Origin of the sequence: Parabacteroides sp. AF39-10AC (assembly GCF_003635405.1) — a bacterium.
GTDB classification, from domain to species: Bacteria; Bacteroidota; Bacteroidia; order Bacteroidales; family Tannerellaceae; genus Parabacteroides; species Parabacteroides distasonis.
Genome location: NZ_QTLP01000030.1, coordinates 1 through 17,701 on the forward strand (window position 1 = coordinate 1; position 17,701 = coordinate 17,701).

Sequence of the window (17,701 nt, forward strand, 5' to 3'; positions counted from 1 at the left end):
TCAGACTTACAAAGCTGTATGCTTAATCCCCCAGGTTTATCGGGTGAGCCCTATACATCCTTATTCGGGGGATAGTTTTAGAAAGCCTAAAATGTTACACAGCACAAGTGCTACTTCGTTTTTTTACAGCACATTGATCTATTTTACATAACCGGGTTCTCGGTTCGATTTCCTAACTTTGTATCATTAAAAATTGAGCCGTATGGAAAGAGAAATATTCAGCGTGTTGTTCTTCATTAAGCGTAGTAAAACGTTAAAAACGGGAAAGTACCTCTGCGTGTGAAATTCTATCAGATTTACCAAGACTTGGAATTGGAGGAAAAGATTGTCTCCGCACGTGCCATAGTAAACCGCTATCAGGGAAAGGACGAAACTTTCAAAACATTATATAATGTGTTCAAGGAGTATAACGACAACTTGGAAACTCGAATGAAACAGATCCCCAATATCCAACTTAAATTGACCCCCGATTTATTTTTCCTAAAATACAAAAAAAACATCACATAATCAGTTTATTAGTTTTCGATTTGTGCTGGGTTTATAATTTTTATTTACTGCCAATATAGTCATTCATTTCTTCCCGCAAATTTTGCGTATGGACTCTCCGTGCAGCTCAATTCTTACGGCTAGGTGAGTTATTCTGTTCATGACTGCGCCGGCTATTGTCTCCTTGCCGATGACATCATACCTGTCTTTGACCGGCAATTGTGATGTAATCAGTGTTGATTTCTTACCATATTGGTCTTCGATGATGTCCATCAGATGCATTCTGCTTCCGTTGTCCAACGGCTGCAAGCCGAAATCATCCTGTATAAGCATATCTGTCCTTTCTATTTTTTTCTGCTCCTACAGGATGCTACCTTTTACCTTGGTGGCCTTCAACTGCCCTAAAAGTCTGGAAGTATTGGCATACAGTACTTTCAATCCTTTCTGGCAGACTCTGTATCCCAAGGCTGTGGCAATGTAGCTCTTTCCTGTACCGGAGCTTCCCATGACAAACAAGTAGCACACCTCCTTGACAAATCTTGTTCATGCTGATTGATTTATTGGGAATACTATCTGTTTTGTCTATTTAATAGATTAATGTAGAATTATGAACTGATTCTGTAACTCTTTTAATGTTTTTTGGGTGGGGCAATTTAAATTGGATTTTGGGGAACTCTTTAGATAGGACAATGGGGGGACAGTTTATACCAAATTTTCCACCTGTCAATACACAGAAGAATTTTCATTGTTTATTACCGAAAAATAGAAGCAGTCTCTACAAAAAAAGACTGCTTCTGCTTCATTTCTAAAACAAATCAAAAAACAAATATGCTCAACTATTAATCTTAATTTTCTTTTAAGAAACGGATGATAACACAGGTTTGTCTGATACGGAAAACAAGTGTTCACTAAGCGCCTTCAAAGCATGCACTTTATCTTCCGCTTTCATCACCAACGATACATTACTACTACTTCCGCCGTATGAAATCATCCGTACGGGAATATCTTTCAATGCATTGATGATGCGTGCCTCAAAACCGACATTTTGCCATTCTAGGTCACCAACAACACAAACAATCACCATATTCTTTTCGACTGTAATCGTTGCGTATTTCCGTAATACACCCACAATCTCGTCTATATGCTTGTCATCATCAATCGTTACGGAAACCCCGATATCGGAAGTGGTCACCATGTCCACCGGCGTATTGTAATTATAGAACGTATCAAACACGATGCTCAGAAAATGAGGTGTCGGTATCGTATGGAGCGACTTGATCTTGACATACGTGATGTTGTCTTTGGCGGCAACAGCTTTGATCGTACCCTTTTCCACCGTATTCGAGATCAATGTACCCGACGCATTTGGCTGCAATGCGTTCAAGAGGCGTACCGGTATGTTCTTTTCCTTGGCAGGCAGGATGCAAGTCGGATGTAGTATCTTGGCACCGAAATGTGCCAACTTAGCGGCTTCGTCGAAGTTCAACTGCCTAACAGGAGCGGTGTCATTGACAAACCGTGGATCGTTGTTGTGCATCCCGTCAATATCCGTCCATATCTGTATCTCTTCTGCTTGGATAGCCGCTCCAATTAGAGAGGCGGTGTAATCGCTTCCTCCTCTTTCCAAGTTGTCAATGCTGCCGTAAGCATTCCGGCAGATGAAACCTTGCGTAATATATATTTCTGCCTCTTTGTTTTGCTCCAAAAGTGTATTTAGGTGTTTAGCGATATATTCCATGTCCGGTTCATTGTCCATTGTAATTCGCATGAAGTTCAACGCAGGCAATAAAACTACCTTCACTCCTTGTTCTTCCAGATAGCAGGTCATCAGAAAGGTTGATATTAGCTCACCCTGCGCCAAGATTTCCTTTTCATCGAACATGCTGAAAGGCATATTAGAGAAAGACCAGACATGTTGAGACCGTTCAAGCATGTATTGCATGGCCCTTTCTTTGTAGGTATCGCTTTGGTATAATTCTTCTATATGATTGACATAAGCTTGTTCCAAAGCAGAAAGGATCGCATTGGCTTTTCCCGGATCTTTCTTATGGAAACACTCAGATATCTCCACTAAAGAGTTTGTTGTCCCTGCCATGGCAGAGAGTACTACTATTTTCTGTTCCTGATCGCAAATGATTGATGCGACATTCTTGATCCGCTGGGCAGAACCGACTGAAGTACCACCAAATTTTAATACTTTCATTAGACTATCTGATTTTTGATTTTACTTTTTATACATTGAATCTGATCACGAACGTGCTACCTTTACCGACTTCGCTTTCGATACGGATCGTACCACCATGAGCTTCCACAAAGTCCTTGCTGATGGCAAGTCCCAAACCGCTACCTTGTACTTTTGTTCCCGGCACACGGAAATAGTGGTCGAAAATACTTTCGTGGTAACGCGAGTCAATGCCCTTTCCGAAGTCCTTGACATAGATCTCGACGGCTTTGTCGATCTGTCGTGCACCGATGATAATCCGTCCGTTCTCCGACGAATAACGGATGGCGTTCGATAACAGGTTGGTCACAACCCAAGCAATTTTCTCGCTGTCGACAAACAATTTGGTGATCTTTTCAGGATACTCCACTTCGATCTGACAGTTAAAACGCTCGGCCTGTACCCGGTTCGCCTTGATGGCATAGTCGATCAGTTCGATCGGTTTGGTAATCTTCGGATTCAGGTAGAGCTTACCGCTTTCTACCTGTGACATCTTCAACAATTCGCCAGTGATCTCCAACAAACGGTTGCTATTTTCCTTTATGTTCTTGGAAAGGCTCTCCTGTTCTGTATTCAGTTTTCCGATCCGATTGTCTTCCAGCAGTTCCAAGCTCATCATGATAGCCGATATCGGTGTCTTCAGTTCATGAGAGATCGTTGAAATAAAGGTTGTCTTTGCAATATCTTTTTCTTTAAATTCGGTCACGTTCTTCAACAGGATCACATCCCCGACATACTTACCCTCCAGTCCAGTCTGCCTGTTAACGTTGATCGGGATGTATTTTACTTGAAAATAGCTTTCCTTGTTGTCCGCATAGATTTTCAACGGATCCTTATTGTCATCGGGATGTACCAACTGGCGGATCAAACGGCGCAGCAGATCATTTTTTAACGCCACTTCGGGAGCCGGTTTGTCGATAATGTTTTCCCGTGTCAAATTCAAAACAGTCAAAGCCTCGTCATTGACAAACAAAATCTTCCGTTCCTTACTCAAGCCTATGATAGGTTCTGCAATGCTGTTGATAATTGTTTCTATATATTTTTTCCCTTGCAGGATATCTTCCAGCGAACTGTTCCTGTATTCGGCCAAGCGCTCGGCCATCTCGTTGAACAACGTGGCTATTTCCTTAAACTCCGGTTCATTGCCCAAATTGAGCCGTTTGCTGTAATTGGCATTGGTGATTTCCTTGATGCCATCCGTCAATTTCCGGATCTGTACGCTGACCGAGCGTGGCAGGCGAGCCAAAAAGAGGAAGGCGATCACGATACAAGCAATCCCTACCGTCCAGATCCAAAAGAGAGACCTTTCCGCCGTGTGGACAGCCACTTCATTCTTCTCATAAATGGCAGACATATTGACTGCCATAATGGTATAAATCGTCTGGCGTATCTGCCGAATCGATTCATCATCCATGTCATCCAACGCCTTTTCACAGTTCGAACTTAATCGGTTAGTCAGTATGTCTTCATCCTTCTCTGTCAGATTTTTTTTCTGAGCTTCCAACCCGGCCTCAAACTCTTTTCGGGCATTCGGATTTTCCCGAATGGCATCCAGTGACTCAAGCATCTGACGGGAATAAAGGAGTGAATTATAATTATCCGCTAGGATATTCTGCGTGTCATCCGATACATTATGAATGTTTTTTATAGCCAATCCACCTAATAAAGTGATCAGGACAAATAAAAGTCCTATCCCATAAGTCAACTTTGTTTTTATATTCATATTCATGGAAGGATTTTTATGCTAATATTATTAAATCAATGCCTAATTGAGCCAACTCTTCTAACATGTTCCGATAGTGAACCATCGCAAGGATAGCGGAAGGATATTTTAAAGCTGGTCGTCCGATACATAGCGTACTGATTTGCTTTTCTTTACAAACCTGTACGATCGCATCCGTTATATGTGGGGATTGCACTTGAATGATTTCTCCTCCAAGTTCCGTTGCCAACTTGAAATGGTTAAGCAAATGCCTTTGACTTGCCAACGGAATCCTGTCGGAACTTTCTCTTGGGGTTTGTACATACAGTACAAAAAACTTGGAATTATATCGGGTTGCCAACCGTGCGACTTTCCGTATGATCTTACGGGGAGTTTTCTCATTACTGCTGATGCAGGCCATAAACCTTTCGTGGCGTACACCGAGATTCTCTGGAATGGTATTCTCCACTTTTTTTTCTACCCGCAAAGCTACCTCTTTCAATGCCAACTCCCTAAGCTGAAGAATATGTTCAGCCTTAAAGAAATTATTTAATGCTGTTTGTATCTTATCGGGTTTGTATATTTTTCCGGCTTTTAACCGAGCCAGCAATTCGTCAGCGGTAAGGTCTATGTTGACCACTTCATCAGCCTGCTCCAGTACGATATCAGGAATACGTTCCTTGACCTCAATGCCAACCACGTCCTGCACCATCTCGTTAAGTCCTTCTATATGCTGAATATTGACCGCCGTGATCACACTGATACCGGCATCCAGTATATCCATGACATCCTGCCAACGCTTTTCGTTCTTACTGCCTTCGACATTGGTATGAGCCAATTCGTCAACGATGACAACTTCAGGATGGATACTGAGAATCGACTGCAAGTCCATCTCTTCGATCTCTTTTCCTTTATAAAATATCTTGCGGCGGGGGATGATAGGCAATCCTTCCACCAATGCCTCCGTCTCGACTCGCCCATGTGTTTCTATATAACCGATCTTGACATCGATACCGCTTTCCAGTAATTGGTGGGCATCTGATAGCATCCGATACGATTTACCTACACCGGCAATCATGCCGATGTAGATTTTAAAATTGCCACGACGAGACTTTTTCAACAAATCTAAAAAATGTTGTACACTTTGTTCTCGGTCCATGCGTATTATTATATCAAGGTCTTAAAGAAATTCCCAAGACAAGATGGGCATCCTCCATACGAGGGTTCCAAATTGCCTGTGTAAAAATAGGTAATGAGAAAGAATCCGTGATTTTGATATCTTTCGTTGCTTTCAATGCAACATTCGTTACTGCAAATCCACTATTTACATCACCTCCATACGTAGTTATTCCCGCATCATACGGAAGAACACCACAAGTTGCATTCAGATCGACGCCCTTCACTGTGAATGGAAAATTCAACTCCACATAAGAAGAATAGTTTTGGTTTCCATTTTCATCTTTGTCTTGACCGGCAAACATGAAATTCCAAGTGATAGACAAAGGTAACTTCTCAATAGGCAAAGTGTAAGCCAAACCTGCTTCAAAATGGTGATCTGTTTCATGGCTTTTGAAGTTAAAATAACGGCAAGAGCCTTGCCCTGCCCACCATAAGCTAGCGACAGACAATGTAGGACCAGCTGATCCGAATGTATACGCTGCCGTTAAATCTATCTCTTTAGCCGCAGGCATAGATGTAGAGTTTGCTCCCTGAAAATCGGTAGATCCCCAGGCTGTCAAAGAGAAATTACCTACCCCCAGTGATAGTGTCGGCTGGAAGCTAGCACCAGTTTGGTAGAAACCACGCCAAATATAGGAACTTACCAAATCTCCCTGTACAGAAAAACTTACTTTACCATCCTCTTCCTGTGCATTAGCCAACGTAGAAGATGCCATTGAGAATACAACTGCCAAGGCTGCTACTTTTTTTACGAATGATTTCATAACCTAAATCTAATTGACTTATTAAAAATTTGTTATTTGTTATTTGATGCTTGATCAAGCGCAACATTTAATTTCAATACATTTACTTTCTCCGTTCCGAACATACCCAATAACGGTTTCTCAACATGAGAATTGACGATACCCATTACCTTTTCTTCCGACCATCCACGAGCGTCCGCTACACGTTTGGCCTGTGCATAAGCGGCTTTCGGTGAGATATGGGGATCCAAACCGGAACTGCTGGCCGTGATGATTTCAGCCGGAACTTTTTCACGGGTTAGGTAAGGATGATGAACCAAGAATGTATCAATACGTTCTTCCAACAAAGCTAAATGTTCTTCATTGGAAGGTCCCTTGTTACTACCTGCCGAACTGGATGCATCGTAACCGTCACCAGCATGGGAAGGACGTCCCCAGAAATAAATATCTTGCGTGAAATTCTGACCAACATTGGCGGCCCCCACTACTTTTCCATTCAATGTAACCAGTTCGGCATTACCCTTATTCGGTCCTGCCACTTGGGCAAACAACCACAAAACGAAGATGTAGAAAACACTGAAGAACAAACAAAATGCAATTGTCAGTCTTAATGATTTAAAAAGATTTGATATCATAATGAATTATTGTTTTATTTTCTTAACCTTCCTCCTATCTTCATACAGAGGGAGGAAGGTTTTTAATATTGATTTTACTTTTACATGAATAAACTTACAATCATATCTATCAACTTGATACCAATGAACGGGGCAATTACACCGCCCAAACCGTAGATCAGCAAGTTGCGACGAAGCAATGCGGAAGCACCGATCGGTTTATAAGCCACACCACGTAATGCCAGAGGGATCAGAATCGGGATGATGATCGCATTAAAGATGATCGCACTCAGGATCGCTGATTCCGGACTGTGCAGGTGCATGATGTTCATCGGGGCCAATGCCGGGATCGTAACCATGAACAGAGCTGGTACGATAGCGAAATACTTGGCCACGTCGTTAGCGATACTGAAAGTAGTCAGCGTACCGCGAGTCATCAGCAACTGTTTACCGATTTCGACAATCTCGATCAGTTTCGTTGGGTCGTTGTCCAAATCAACCATATTACCAGCTTCCTTGGCAGCCTGCGTACCACTGTTCATTGCGACACCAACGTTTGCCTGAGCCAAGGCCGGGGCATCGTTCGTACCGTCCCCCATCATGGCGACCAGCTTACCGTTTTCCTGTTCCTTACGGATATAGTTCATCTTGTCTTCCGGTTTGGCTTCGGCGATATAATCGTCTACACCGGCTTTTTCAGCGATATATTTTGCGGTCAACGGGTTATCACCGGTTACCATTACCGTCTTCACACCCATCTTACGCAAACGTTCAAAACGTTCTTGGATACCCGGTTTGATGATATCCTGTAACTCGATCACACCAATGATGAAATCATCCTGTGAAACAACCAGCGGAGTACCGCCGTTACTCGTGATCTTCTGAACCAAATCGGCCACTTCTTTCGGATATTTGTTGCCGGCAGCCTCACTCATCTTATGAATAGCATCAAAAGCTCCTTTACGGATGCGAGTACCGTTTGCCAAATCCACCCCTGAACATTTAGTTTCTGCCGTAAACTTGATCATCTTTGATCCGGATGTATTCAGATCATGTACACGTACACCTTTTTCACGTCCCAGTTCCACGATTGACTTACCTTCGGGTGTATCGTCAGAAAGAGAGGACAGTAGACAAGCTTGTACAAAAGAGTGTTCGTCAATGCCGGATACCGGATAGAATTGGGTTGCTTTACGGTTACCGATCGTGATCGTACCGGTCTTGTCGAGCAGCAAAGTATCAATGTCACCGGCTGTTTCAACCGCCTTACCGGATTTGGTGATTACATTAGCAGACAACGCACGATCCATACCGGCAATGCCGATGGCAGATAACAAACCACCGATCGTAGTCGGGATCAAACAAACGAACAAAGAGATAAAGGCTGCGATCGTAATCGTCGTGTTGGAATAATCAGCAAACGGTTTCAAGGTACCGCAAACAACAACGAATACCAATGTAAAACCTGCCAGCAAGATTGTCAAGGCGATTTCGTTCGGAGTTTTCTGGCGAGAAGCGCCTTCCACCAAGGCGATCATCTTATCCAAGAAACTTTCACCCGGTTCGGTCGTCACTTTCACCTTGATCTGGTCGGACAATACTTTCGTACCGCCTGTTACAGAACTCTTGTCTCCACCCGCTTCACGGATCACCGGAGCAGATTCACCTGTGATGGCGCTTTCATCGATAGAAGCCAGACCTTCGATAATTTCACCATCGGAAGGAATCGTGTCGCCGGCTTCACAAATAAAGATGTCGCCTTTCTTCAACTGAGAAGAACTGACCGTTTCGATCTTGTTACCGACACACAATTTGGCAGGAGTTTCTTCCCGGGTCTTACGCAAACTGTCGGCCTGTGCCTTGCCTCGTGCCTCTGCAATCGCCTCTGCGAAGTTGGCGAAAAGCAACGTGGCGAACAATACAATAAACACTAAGATATTGTAACCGAAAGATCCTTGTGTCGTATCACCGGTGGTAGCCGCCCAAATCGTAACAAACAACATGACGAATGTCACCACCTCCACGATAAACATGATCGGGTTACGGAACATCATCCGCGGATTCAACTTAATGAATGATTGCTTCAAACTTTCTATAACGAGCTTCTTTGGAAATAAAGAAGCAGTTTTGTTATTTCTCATCTTCTTAATCTGTCAATTAGTAAATACTAAAATATTCGGCGATCGGGCCTAATGTTTGTGCCGGGAAGAATGACAAGGCAGCAACGATGACGATTACGAAGAATGTCATCACACCGAATGTAACCGTATCAGTCTTTAATGTACCCGCACTCTCCGGAGTGTACTTCTTGTTTGCCAAAAGACCTGCAATAGCTACCTGTCCGACAATTGGCAAATAACGTGAAATGATCAGTGCCAAACCGCAAGTGTAGTTCCAGAAATAGGTATTGTCGCCTAATCCTTCAAAACCGGAACCGTTGTTAGCAGAAGAAGAAGTATATTCATATAACATTTCACTGAAACCATGGAAACCAGGGTTGTTCAACCAGCCACCCTCGCTCTCTACGAATTCAGGGGCATATACCCATACGTAGGAAGAGATAGCCGTAAAGATCAAAATCACGAATGGGTGAGCCAACGAAACGATCGTTGCAATCTTCATTTCTCGGGCTTCTACCTTTTTACCTAAGAATTCCGGCGTACGTCCGACCATCAAACCGCTGATGAATACGGCTATAATCAAGAATGCATAGTAGTTCATGAAACCTACGCCGACACCACCAAACCATGTATTGATCTGCATGTTCAACATCTCCACCATACCAGAAAGAGGCATTGTACTGTCGTGCATACCGTTAACGGAACCATTAGAGGTGACGGTCGTAGTCACAGACCACAAAGCGGTTGCGCCCGGACCCAGACGGGTTTCCTTACCTTCCATAGCACCGCAAGACTGGTCAATACCCATCTCGTCGATTTTCGGGTTACCTGCCATCTCATAGTGAACGTTACAGAATACCCCCAAAAGATAAGCAAACAGCATCACACCATAGATCACATAACCTAACTTTTTACGTTTCAGATAAAATCCCAAAGCAAATACCAATGCCATCGGAATGATCAGAATAGACCAACATTCTACAATATTGGTCAGGTAAGTCGGGTTTTCCAATGGGTGAGAAGAGTTTACTCCGAAGTAACCACCACCATTCGTACCTAACTGTTTAATCGGAACGATTGCAGCTGTAGGACCTTGTGAAACAGTTTGTTCAGCTCCTTCCAATGTCGGGATTGTCATTTTGGAGTCAAAGCCCATCGGCGTACCTTGTATGATCAGGATGAACCCCACGATCAGAGACATCGGGAAAAGGATACGTGTACAGCTGATCACTAAATAGTGCCAGAAGTTGCCGATTGTTTTAGTTGTTTTGGCGGCCATCGACTTCATAATTCCAGCCATGGCAGCCATACCTGTTGCAGCAGTGATGAACTGGAACAACATGATGACGAACAACTGTGTAAAATAAGTCAAACCGCTTTCTCCGCTATAGTGCTGCAAGTTACAGTTAACCATGAAACTAATACACGTGTTGAACGCCAAATCTGGACTTTGTCCGCTGTTCCCATCAGGATTCAAAGGAAGATATCCTTGCGATACCAACAGGATCATACCCCAGAAGAACCAAAATACGTTTATAATAAGCAGAGATTTCAAGAATGCCTTCCAATCCATCTCTTCATTGGGGTTGATACCCGCCAACTTGTAAATAAATCTTTCAATTGGAGCCATGAAACGCATGCAGTCGTTTCCCTCCTTATACACCTTGGCGATATGCTTTCCCAGCGGGTAACTGATAACCAGCAGCAGCAATATCTGCAATGCTACACCTAAAATTTCTGTATTCATCTTTTCACTTAAAAAAACTAATTACCATTAAAACTTTTCGGGCTTAATTAGGACATACATCAAATACCCGAAGATCAATAAGCAAAGTATAAACAGTGCTAAAAACATAATTTAATTCTCCTTTCTTACATTAAATTTTCTCAAACCAGTCCACACACTTGAAGAAAAACCAATAGCATGCTACACCGGTAGCACACAAGAACAAAAATGATAACGTATCTTCCATACTTGTCTTTTTTAATTGTTAATACTATTTATTTGTTTTCCACCCTACTATATGCCAAAGCTGTGCCAAAAAATCGAGTTCTTGCACAATACATTGTTTATCAGTTATATAATCAAAAAATAATATTATTATGTAATATGCTCAATCCTTTTCAAAAGGAAAAAGATATTTTCATTTTGAAAAGGTATATAAAAAACGCAAGCTGCCTGTTTTAGGTAAACCTACCGGGTATGCAAGAACAAAGTGTTCCACATTATAGTCCATAGGCTTCCATCTTCCTATAAAGTGTGGTTAAGGCTATCCCAAGAGGACGAGCAGCTTCGGGTTTGTATCCGTTAGTATGTTGGAGAACTTTCTGAATGTGGTGCTTTTCAACGCTGACTAGGTCCAATTCAATATTATTCCCCGTATTTTCAGATAATTGACATTTCCTTTCCATGGACATCGTTTTATGGCTGCCATATATTTTTTATGATCACTTTAAATCTCACCAAAATCTTTAGATATCTGCCCTGCACAGGCAGGCTTCCAACAATCGAAATTTCTCTTTTTAGCTAAAATCATGTTATTGATTATAGGCAATTCGCAACTTTCGCTGATATATAAAATAGCATGTCCTTGAGCTGTTGTTTTCAATTGTTTTCTTAATGTGTTCCAAGCTTCTGTATCAGAAATAAAATATTGCGATGCGGTAGACTCCGTTTCATACACCAGTTTGTATTCATTCAGCACCAATTCATTTTCCTGATTTGTCTTCTTTTGAGGATAGCATAAATAGGCAATTCCTGTCAAAAGGATGATTCCTGTAAAAGTATTCAGCAGATATTTAAAATAATAATCATTTTCGAAGACATAGAATTCATTGATGCTACCACATATACATACGCTAGCCACTAACAGTAATATTACCGTTATCCGTTGCTTTAAAAATTTCATCCGCATATTCTTTTCCATTTGTATCCTAATTTTTGAAATCAAATCCTTTAAATAAGCCGTGAATAAATTATATCCACGGCTCAAAAAGAAAAAAACAATTCAAATCTTTACAGAATGAATGGAGAAAAAGATTTTGGTACACATAAAACAACTTTAATTGCAATAATATATAATATGAAACTCATATCCTTCTATGAGCAACCAAGTACTTCTTGCAAGGCCACCATTTTTCAATCCTGTTTTTCAAAATGAAAAAATACCCCAAAACACCAATCCAGCTTGTTACTAGTAACAGAACGATAATCTTGTTTTTGATCCTTTGAGGAACATCTTTTTTTATTAAATTGCTGATTGCCCATACAGAGGCAAGCGAGCCTAACTGATAAATAAAAAATACCATTTTGTTTCTTTGTTGTTCTACATTGTTTCTTATAGCAGACAACCGAAGATGAATATTAATGATACTTTCTTCGGAAATCTAAACTGATAAAGATAATGCCAAAATCAGACCAATTTAAGAACAATAAACATAAATCACTATATATCAATAGATTAAAAATATCAATTCTAAATTGAAAGTAAAAAAAACAACTAAAATGAAAAACACTTTTTCATTTTGGTAATATTACTTAGGCTTCCCTATTTGCAAACATCTGTTTATCAATGACAAATACAAATTGGTATGGATTTTGCTTTGTGTTGTATATAATATTTCAAATATGAGATTATTTATCATTTCGAATAGGTTGCCTGTAAAAGTTACACGTTCCTCCGATGGAAAATTTGTTTTTTCACGGAGCGAAGGAGGGCTGGCTACAGGTTTGAAGTCATTGGACGTTGATTGTGAAAAACATTGGATTGGTTGGCCTGGCGTCTGCGTAGAACAAAAGACGGAAAAAGATGACATTTGCAGTCAATTGGAAAAAAATAATTATCATCCGGTATTCTTATCCGACAGGCAGTATGAAAATTACTACGAAGGATATAGCAACAGTACCCTATGGCCCCTCTGTCATTACTTTTTTGCTTATACGTTATATAAAAAGAACTTTTGGGAATCATATAGGGAAGTCAATGCTGTTTTTTGTGAAGAGATATCTCGGATAGTTGAACCTAATGATTGGGTTTGGGTACAGGACTATCAGTTAATGCTGTTGCCGGGCATGCTCCGTGAGAAGTTTCCCAACCTTCATATCGGGTATTTCCACCATATTCCGTTCCCTTCACATGAACTTTTCCGGATTCTGCCCGAAAGGGTCGAGATCCTGAACGGACTTTTGGGAGCCGACTTTGTCGCTTTTCACATTCACGATTATATGCGTCATTTCATCAGTGCGACGGAACGCATCCTTCATAAGAATTTCAATCTGGATGAAGTTCAAATGAATGATCGTGTAACCCGTGTGGATGCATTACCGATGGGGATAAACTATGATCTTTATCACAATGTGATAGCTGATGACAAAGTCCACCACGCAGTAGAGAAAACACGACTTCTATTTGGAGATCATAAGTTAATCATATCGGTAGACCGACTGGATTACAGCAAAGGAATATTGCACCGTCTTTACGGATTCGCCTCTTTTTTGAAAAATCATCCGGAATATCACGGGAAAGTGACATTGGCGATGGTTATCGTCCCCTCTCGCGACCATGTAGGCAGTTATGCCGAATTGAAAACCAAAATAGACGAGGAGATCGGTTCTATCAATGGAACTTACTCTACCATGAATTGGACTCCGGTATGTTATTTTTATCACGGTTTCTCTTTTGAGGAATTAGTAGCGATGTATTATGTTGCCGATATAGCCTTGGTAACCCCTTTGCGCGATGGTATGAATCTTGTGGCAAAAGAGTATGTCGCTACCAAACAAGATAATCCGGGGGTACTCATTTTAAGTGAAATGGCCGGTGCTTCGGTTGAATTGTCTGATGCTTTATTGATTAATCCAAACGACACGGACCAGATCGAACAAGCCATTTGCCGTGCATTGAAAATGCCATTGGAGGAACAAAGAGAAAGGCTTCAGCGAATGCAAGCCATCCTTTCGGTTCAAACCGTAAACAAATGGGCTGCGGATTTCATGAGAGAATGGCGGCAGACCGCAGAGAAAAACAAACGATTACAAAAGAAAAAGATCTCCGCACAAGACCAGAACGAAATCAAAACATTATATGACCAAGCGAAAAAGCGCTTGATTTTGCTGGATTACGACGGAACATTAACTGCATTCAAAAATCATCCGGAAGATGAAGTTCCAACACCTGCATTACGAGACCTGTTACAGCGTTTTTGTTCCGACTCTCGGAATCATGTAACCATTAATAGCGGGCGGGACCACTATACATTGGAGAAATGGCTGGGAGATCTTCCTCTGTCTTTTGCCGCCGAGCATGGTGCATTTTACAAGGAAAAAGGCGCATGGCATAAAAACATAGGCAATCGAGAGTGGGATTCGGAGCTATTGTTTATTCTAAATTTGTTTGTAAGCAAAACCCCGTACTCTCATCTTGAGACAAAAGAAGCTGCTCTTGCCTGGCATTATAGAGAATCGGACGCCTGGCTGGGAGAGCTGAGAGCGCAACAGCTAACAAAGGCTATAATGCCTGTTTGCCTGAAAAAGGGATTACAAATCATGCAGGGCAACAAAGTCGTGGAAATAAAATCTCCAGAATGCACAAAAGGTTCGGAAGTAGCTCGCCTATTATTGGCTTCCCGCTATGATTTTATACTAGCAATGGGAGATGACACGACGGATGAGGATATGTTCCGGGCTCTTCCAGTATCCGCCATAACAGTTAAAGTTGGAATTGTATCTGAAAAAGCCAAATACAATCTGTCCTCGCAGGAAGAAGTATTGCCTTTTTTGGAAAAACTGTCGGGTGAAGGTGTTAGTTACGGAACGACTTCCAAAAGCATAAAAGGTCAACTGAAAGCCACCGTTGATTTTTTTAAAGGATTGTGGACAAATAAAAAATAATTTTTATGGACAAGTTAAATTACGGAGTAATAGGAAATTGCTGCACTGCGGCTTTGATTTCGGATAAAGGCAGTATAGATTGGTTATGTTTCCCTAACTTCGACTCACCTTCCATCTTTGCATCATTGCTCGATCGGGAGAAAGGGGGATATTTCGGCTTCGAGGTTTCTCCGGATTATCAAATATCGCAATCGTATGTTCCTCATACAAATATTCTTTCGACCAACTTCGTATCAGAAGAAAATGAATTTGCCGTTGTAGATTTCATGCCTTGTTACCATCTGAGCGATGCGAGCAATTGTTATCGTCCGGCAGAGATCTACCGATATATCCGCAGAATCAAAGGTACTCCCCGTTTTAAAATCAACTATGAGCCGGCTCCGGACTATGCCCGTGGAAAGACAATTTTCAACACGACCTCGGAATATATAGAGACCTACTCTACTTCTAACAGCAAAGATAGGCAATATCTTTATTCCTCACTACCTTTGCACAACATCTTGGAACAGAAAGGAATCGTACTGGCTAAGGACGAGTTCTTGCTACTTTCATATAACGAGAAAGTAATACCTGTCAACATTGAGCGTGAGAAACTGGAATACTGCCGGACGCTGGTTTATTGGTTGAATTGGACTGACCGAACCAAGAAGTTTACGGTCTATAACGATGTCATTGAGCGAAGTCTCCTAGTTTTAAAATTGATGTCTTTTTATAATGGAGCCGTATTGGCGGCCATAACAACTAGCCTACCGGAAACGATCGGAGAAGTCCGTAACTGGGATTATCGTTTTTGTTGGCTGCGCGACGCCTCCATGTCCATTGAAACTTTGTTCCAGATAGGCCATGTGGAAGCCGCAAGGCGGTTCATGAGATTTGTCCAGTCTACTTTTGTTTCTCAACACGATACTTACCAGATCATGTACGGTATTCGCGGAGAAAGAAAATTGACGGAAGTTATTCTGGGACATCTTTCCGGTTATAAGAACTCACGACCCGTTCGGATCGGTAATGATGCTTACCACCAGCTTCAAAATGACTCGTTCGGCTATTTAATGGACCTGATCTACCAATACTATCGTTTGATGCCCGGTACATTGGACGAGGTGGAAGATATGTGGGAAATGGTAAAAAGTATCCTGACGAATGTGATGATTGACTGGAAAAAACCAGACAAAGGCATTTGGGAAATTAGAGGAAAAGGACAGCATTTTGTTTCCTCCAAAGTTATGTGCTGGGTCGCATTAGACAGGGGAGCTCGTATTGCAGATTTATTAAACAAACCGACATACCGGAGACGTTGGTCGGAAGAAGCGACCGTAATCAAAGAAAATGTCATGAAAAACGGTTGGAAAGAAGAGATGCAAAGTTTCTCGCAAGCCTACGGTAATTCCGACCTTGATGCGTCCTTGTTGTTAATGGAACCGTACGGATTTATCGATCCGAGAGACATACGCTACCATAAAACAGTGCAAGCGATAAAGAATGCGTTACTTTACAAAGGGTTGATGTACCGTTATAAATCTCATGATGATTTCGGACTTCCCTCTTCCGCCTTTACTATTTGTACGTTCTGGCTCATTCGTGCTCTTTATGTCATAGGAGAAAAAGAAGAAGCACGTAGTCTGTTTGAGGAAATGCTTCATAATTCAAATCACTTGGGACTTTTCAGTGAAGACATTGATTTTGAAACCAAGGAGCAACTGGGGAATTTTCCTCAAGCATATTCCCATTTGGCACTAGTCAATACCGCTATATTGTTTTCGGAAGAGGACATACGACTGTTTTTTAAATAAACCTTCTGTATCTCTTTCATTTTGGAAATATTTTTTCACTATGCAAGGGGCTACACTAATAAACGCATGAAGCATACTCCATATTGATAACTTCAAGACTTTTATAAGTAAATTACCATTATAGACCGGCCTTAACCCATATTTTTCTTTATCCAATCGTATCCACATATAGAAGAAAAGCATCATAAAGGAGCCCATCTCTGCCAAAGAAGAGGCAATTGCCGCCCCCGAGATTCCTAATTCCCTAGTGAATATCAAATAAAAATTTAAAGGAATATTGATTAATACCGCTATGGCAGCAGCCCAAGATAGAGCTTTTGTATGCGTTATCCCCACTAAAAAAGAACGTATCGCTAAAAATGGGAATGAAAACAACAATCCAAAGCTACGCCAATCCAAGTATAGGATTACCGCTCGATAAATATCCGAGGAAACGATCAGCTTCTTTAGTATAAATGGGGAAACCGTATGAATGAGAAGGTAAAGAAAGATAGCCAATCCCAAAAGGAAAAATAAGCCTTGAAAAAAGGTCTTGCCGGTTTCCTTGTAATCTTGCTCTCCATTCCTTCGAGCTACCATTACTTGCAACCCAATGCTAAACCCAAAACCAAGCATATAAATCGCCAAATAATAAATTCCGGCGATAGCGGACGCTCCTAATTCTATCTCTCCAACGTGGCCTAAGAAAACAGCATCCGTAATATTGATTAATTGTTCCATTAAGATGCTCATTATTACAGGAAAGTTGATGAGCCATATTTGTTTATATGTATAATTCATTGCTCAACTGTATAATAGTGCGATACAACATACCGCTTTTATGCAGTATGTTATTTCGTAATCCATAAAATAAAAGGATATAAAATCTCCGTGACAAATAAAGCTGTATTTGTCAAATAGCTGAATAGCTTTATTGGATAGGGCTAAAAGAAAAAACGGCTAAATAGACGTCT

Annotated in this window: 12 protein-coding genes and 3 pseudogenes; 3 read left to right on the top strand and 12 right to left on the bottom strand. The window is 41.3% G+C overall.

What is annotated here, in order from left to right:
* Positions 1 to 202: 202 nt before the first annotated feature.
* Positions 203 to 417: pseudogene (locus DW033_RS25360) on the top strand (site-specific integrase); the annotation flags it as partial.
* Between the two features lie 153 nt (positions 418 to 570).
* Here the strand turns inward: DW033_RS25360 and DW033_RS25070 are convergent.
* From DW033_RS25070 to DW033_RS20695, 11 genes and pseudogenes are all read right to left on the bottom strand, one after another.
* Positions 571 to 1,011, bottom strand: a pseudogene (locus tag DW033_RS25070) (ATP-binding protein).
* 331 nt (positions 1,012 to 1,342) lie between these two features.
* Positions 1,343 to 2,689 (bottom strand): aspartate kinase, encoded by a 1,347-nt coding sequence (locus DW033_RS20645; protein WP_005858483.1) that lies wholly within the window; start codon positions 2,687 to 2,689, stop codon positions 1,343 to 1,345.
* A 28-nt stretch (positions 2,690 to 2,717) separates the two neighbouring features.
* Complete coding sequence (locus tag DW033_RS20650; RefSeq protein ID WP_005868605.1) at positions 2,718 to 4,436, bottom strand: ATP-binding protein; 1,719 nt, start codon at positions 4,434 to 4,436, stop codon at positions 2,718 to 2,720.
* A gap of 10 nt (positions 4,437 to 4,446) precedes the next feature.
* Positions 4,447 to 5,568, bottom strand: coding sequence for a sensor protein KdpD (locus tag DW033_RS20655; protein ID WP_005868607.1), 1,122 nt, complete (start codon positions 5,566 to 5,568; stop codon positions 4,447 to 4,449).
* Between the two features lie 13 nt (positions 5,569 to 5,581).
* Positions 5,582 to 6,352 carry a hypothetical protein gene (locus DW033_RS20660; protein WP_005868608.1) on the bottom strand — a complete coding sequence of 257 codons (771 nt, stop codon included), beginning with the start codon at positions 6,350 to 6,352 and terminating at the stop codon, positions 5,582 to 5,584.
* A gap of 32 nt (positions 6,353 to 6,384) precedes the next feature.
* On the bottom strand, positions 6,385 to 6,966 hold the full coding sequence (locus DW033_RS20665) for a K(+)-transporting ATPase subunit C (protein ID WP_005868610.1): 582 nt from the start codon (positions 6,964 to 6,966) through the stop codon (positions 6,385 to 6,387).
* 80 nt (positions 6,967 to 7,046) lie between these two features.
* Positions 7,047 to 9,086, bottom strand: coding sequence for a potassium-transporting ATPase subunit KdpB (gene kdpB / locus DW033_RS20670; RefSeq protein WP_122383106.1), 2,040 nt, complete (start codon positions 9,084 to 9,086; stop codon positions 7,047 to 7,049).
* 16 nt (positions 9,087 to 9,102) lie between these two features.
* Positions 9,103 to 10,812, bottom strand: coding sequence for a potassium-transporting ATPase subunit KdpA (gene kdpA, locus DW033_RS20675; protein WP_005858471.1), 1,710 nt, complete (start codon positions 10,810 to 10,812; stop codon positions 9,103 to 9,105).
* 27 nt (positions 10,813 to 10,839) lie between these two features.
* Positions 10,840 to 10,920: a potassium-transporting ATPase subunit F gene (locus tag DW033_RS25365; RefSeq protein WP_080504992.1), complete on the bottom strand. Its 81-nt coding sequence runs from the start codon at positions 10,918 to 10,920 to the stop codon at positions 10,840 to 10,842.
* A 371-nt stretch (positions 10,921 to 11,291) separates the two neighbouring features.
* Complete coding sequence (locus DW033_RS25370; RefSeq protein ID WP_009017080.1) at positions 11,292 to 11,483, bottom strand: helix-turn-helix domain-containing protein; 192 nt, start codon at positions 11,481 to 11,483, stop codon at positions 11,292 to 11,294.
* A gap of 35 nt (positions 11,484 to 11,518) precedes the next feature.
* Complete coding sequence (locus DW033_RS20695; RefSeq protein ID WP_005858467.1) at positions 11,519 to 11,992, bottom strand: hypothetical protein; 474 nt, start codon at positions 11,990 to 11,992, stop codon at positions 11,519 to 11,521.
* Positions 11,993 to 12,693: 701 nt separating this feature from the next.
* Here DW033_RS20695 and DW033_RS20705 point away from each other — a divergent pair.
* Positions 12,694 to 14,955: a bifunctional alpha,alpha-trehalose-phosphate synthase (UDP-forming)/trehalose-phosphatase gene (locus DW033_RS20705; protein WP_048928190.1), complete on the top strand. Its 2,262-nt coding sequence runs from the start codon at positions 12,694 to 12,696 to the stop codon at positions 14,953 to 14,955.
* A 5-nt stretch (positions 14,956 to 14,960) separates the two neighbouring features.
* Complete coding sequence (locus DW033_RS20710; protein WP_122383107.1) at positions 14,961 to 16,748, top strand: glycoside hydrolase family 15 protein; 1,788 nt, start codon at positions 14,961 to 14,963, stop codon at positions 16,746 to 16,748.
* 45 nt (positions 16,749 to 16,793) lie between these two features.
* Here DW033_RS20710 and DW033_RS20715 read toward each other — a convergent pair.
* A pseudogene (locus DW033_RS20715) lies at positions 16,794 to 17,528 on the bottom strand (MATE family efflux transporter); the annotation flags it as partial.
* Between the last annotated feature and the right edge of the window lie 173 nt (positions 17,529 to 17,701).

Coding starts and splice junctions, on each gene's coding strand:
- DW033_RS20655 (WP_005868607.1), bottom strand. CDS start 5,568: ATGGACCGAGAACAAAGTGTACAACATTTTTTAGATTTGTTGAAAAAG.
- kdpA (WP_005858471.1), bottom strand. CDS start 10,812: ATGAATACAGAAATTTTAGGTGTAGCATTGCAGATATTGCTGCTGCTG.
- DW033_RS20705 (WP_048928190.1), top strand. CDS start 12,694: ATGAGATTATTTATCATTTCGAATAGGTTGCCTGTAAAAGTTACACGT.
- DW033_RS20710 (WP_122383107.1), top strand. CDS start 14,961: ATGGACAAGTTAAATTACGGAGTAATAGGAAATTGCTGCACTGCGGCT.
- DW033_RS20695 (WP_005858467.1), bottom strand. CDS start 11,992: ATGGAAAAGAATATGCGGATGAAATTTTTAAAGCAACGGATAACGGTA.
- DW033_RS25370 (WP_009017080.1), bottom strand. CDS start 11,483: ATGTCCATGGAAAGGAAATGTCAATTATCTGAAAATACGGGGAATAAT.
- DW033_RS20665 (WP_005868610.1), bottom strand. CDS start 6,966: ATGATATCAAATCTTTTTAAATCATTAAGACTGACAATTGCATTTTGT.
- kdpB (WP_122383106.1), bottom strand. CDS start 9,086: ATGAGAAATAACAAAACTGCTTCTTTATTTCCAAAGAAGCTCGTTATA.
- DW033_RS20660 (WP_005868608.1), bottom strand. CDS start 6,352: ATGAAATCATTCGTAAAAAAAGTAGCAGCCTTGGCAGTTGTATTCTCA.
- DW033_RS20650 (WP_005868605.1), bottom strand. CDS start 4,436: ATGAATATGAATATAAAAACAAAGTTGACTTATGGGATAGGACTTTTA.
- DW033_RS25365 (WP_080504992.1), bottom strand. CDS start 10,920: ATGTTTTTAGCACTGTTTATACTTTGCTTATTGATCTTCGGGTATTTG.
- DW033_RS20645 (WP_005858483.1), bottom strand. CDS start 2,689: ATGAAAGTATTAAAATTTGGTGGTACTTCAGTCGGTTCTGCCCAGCGG.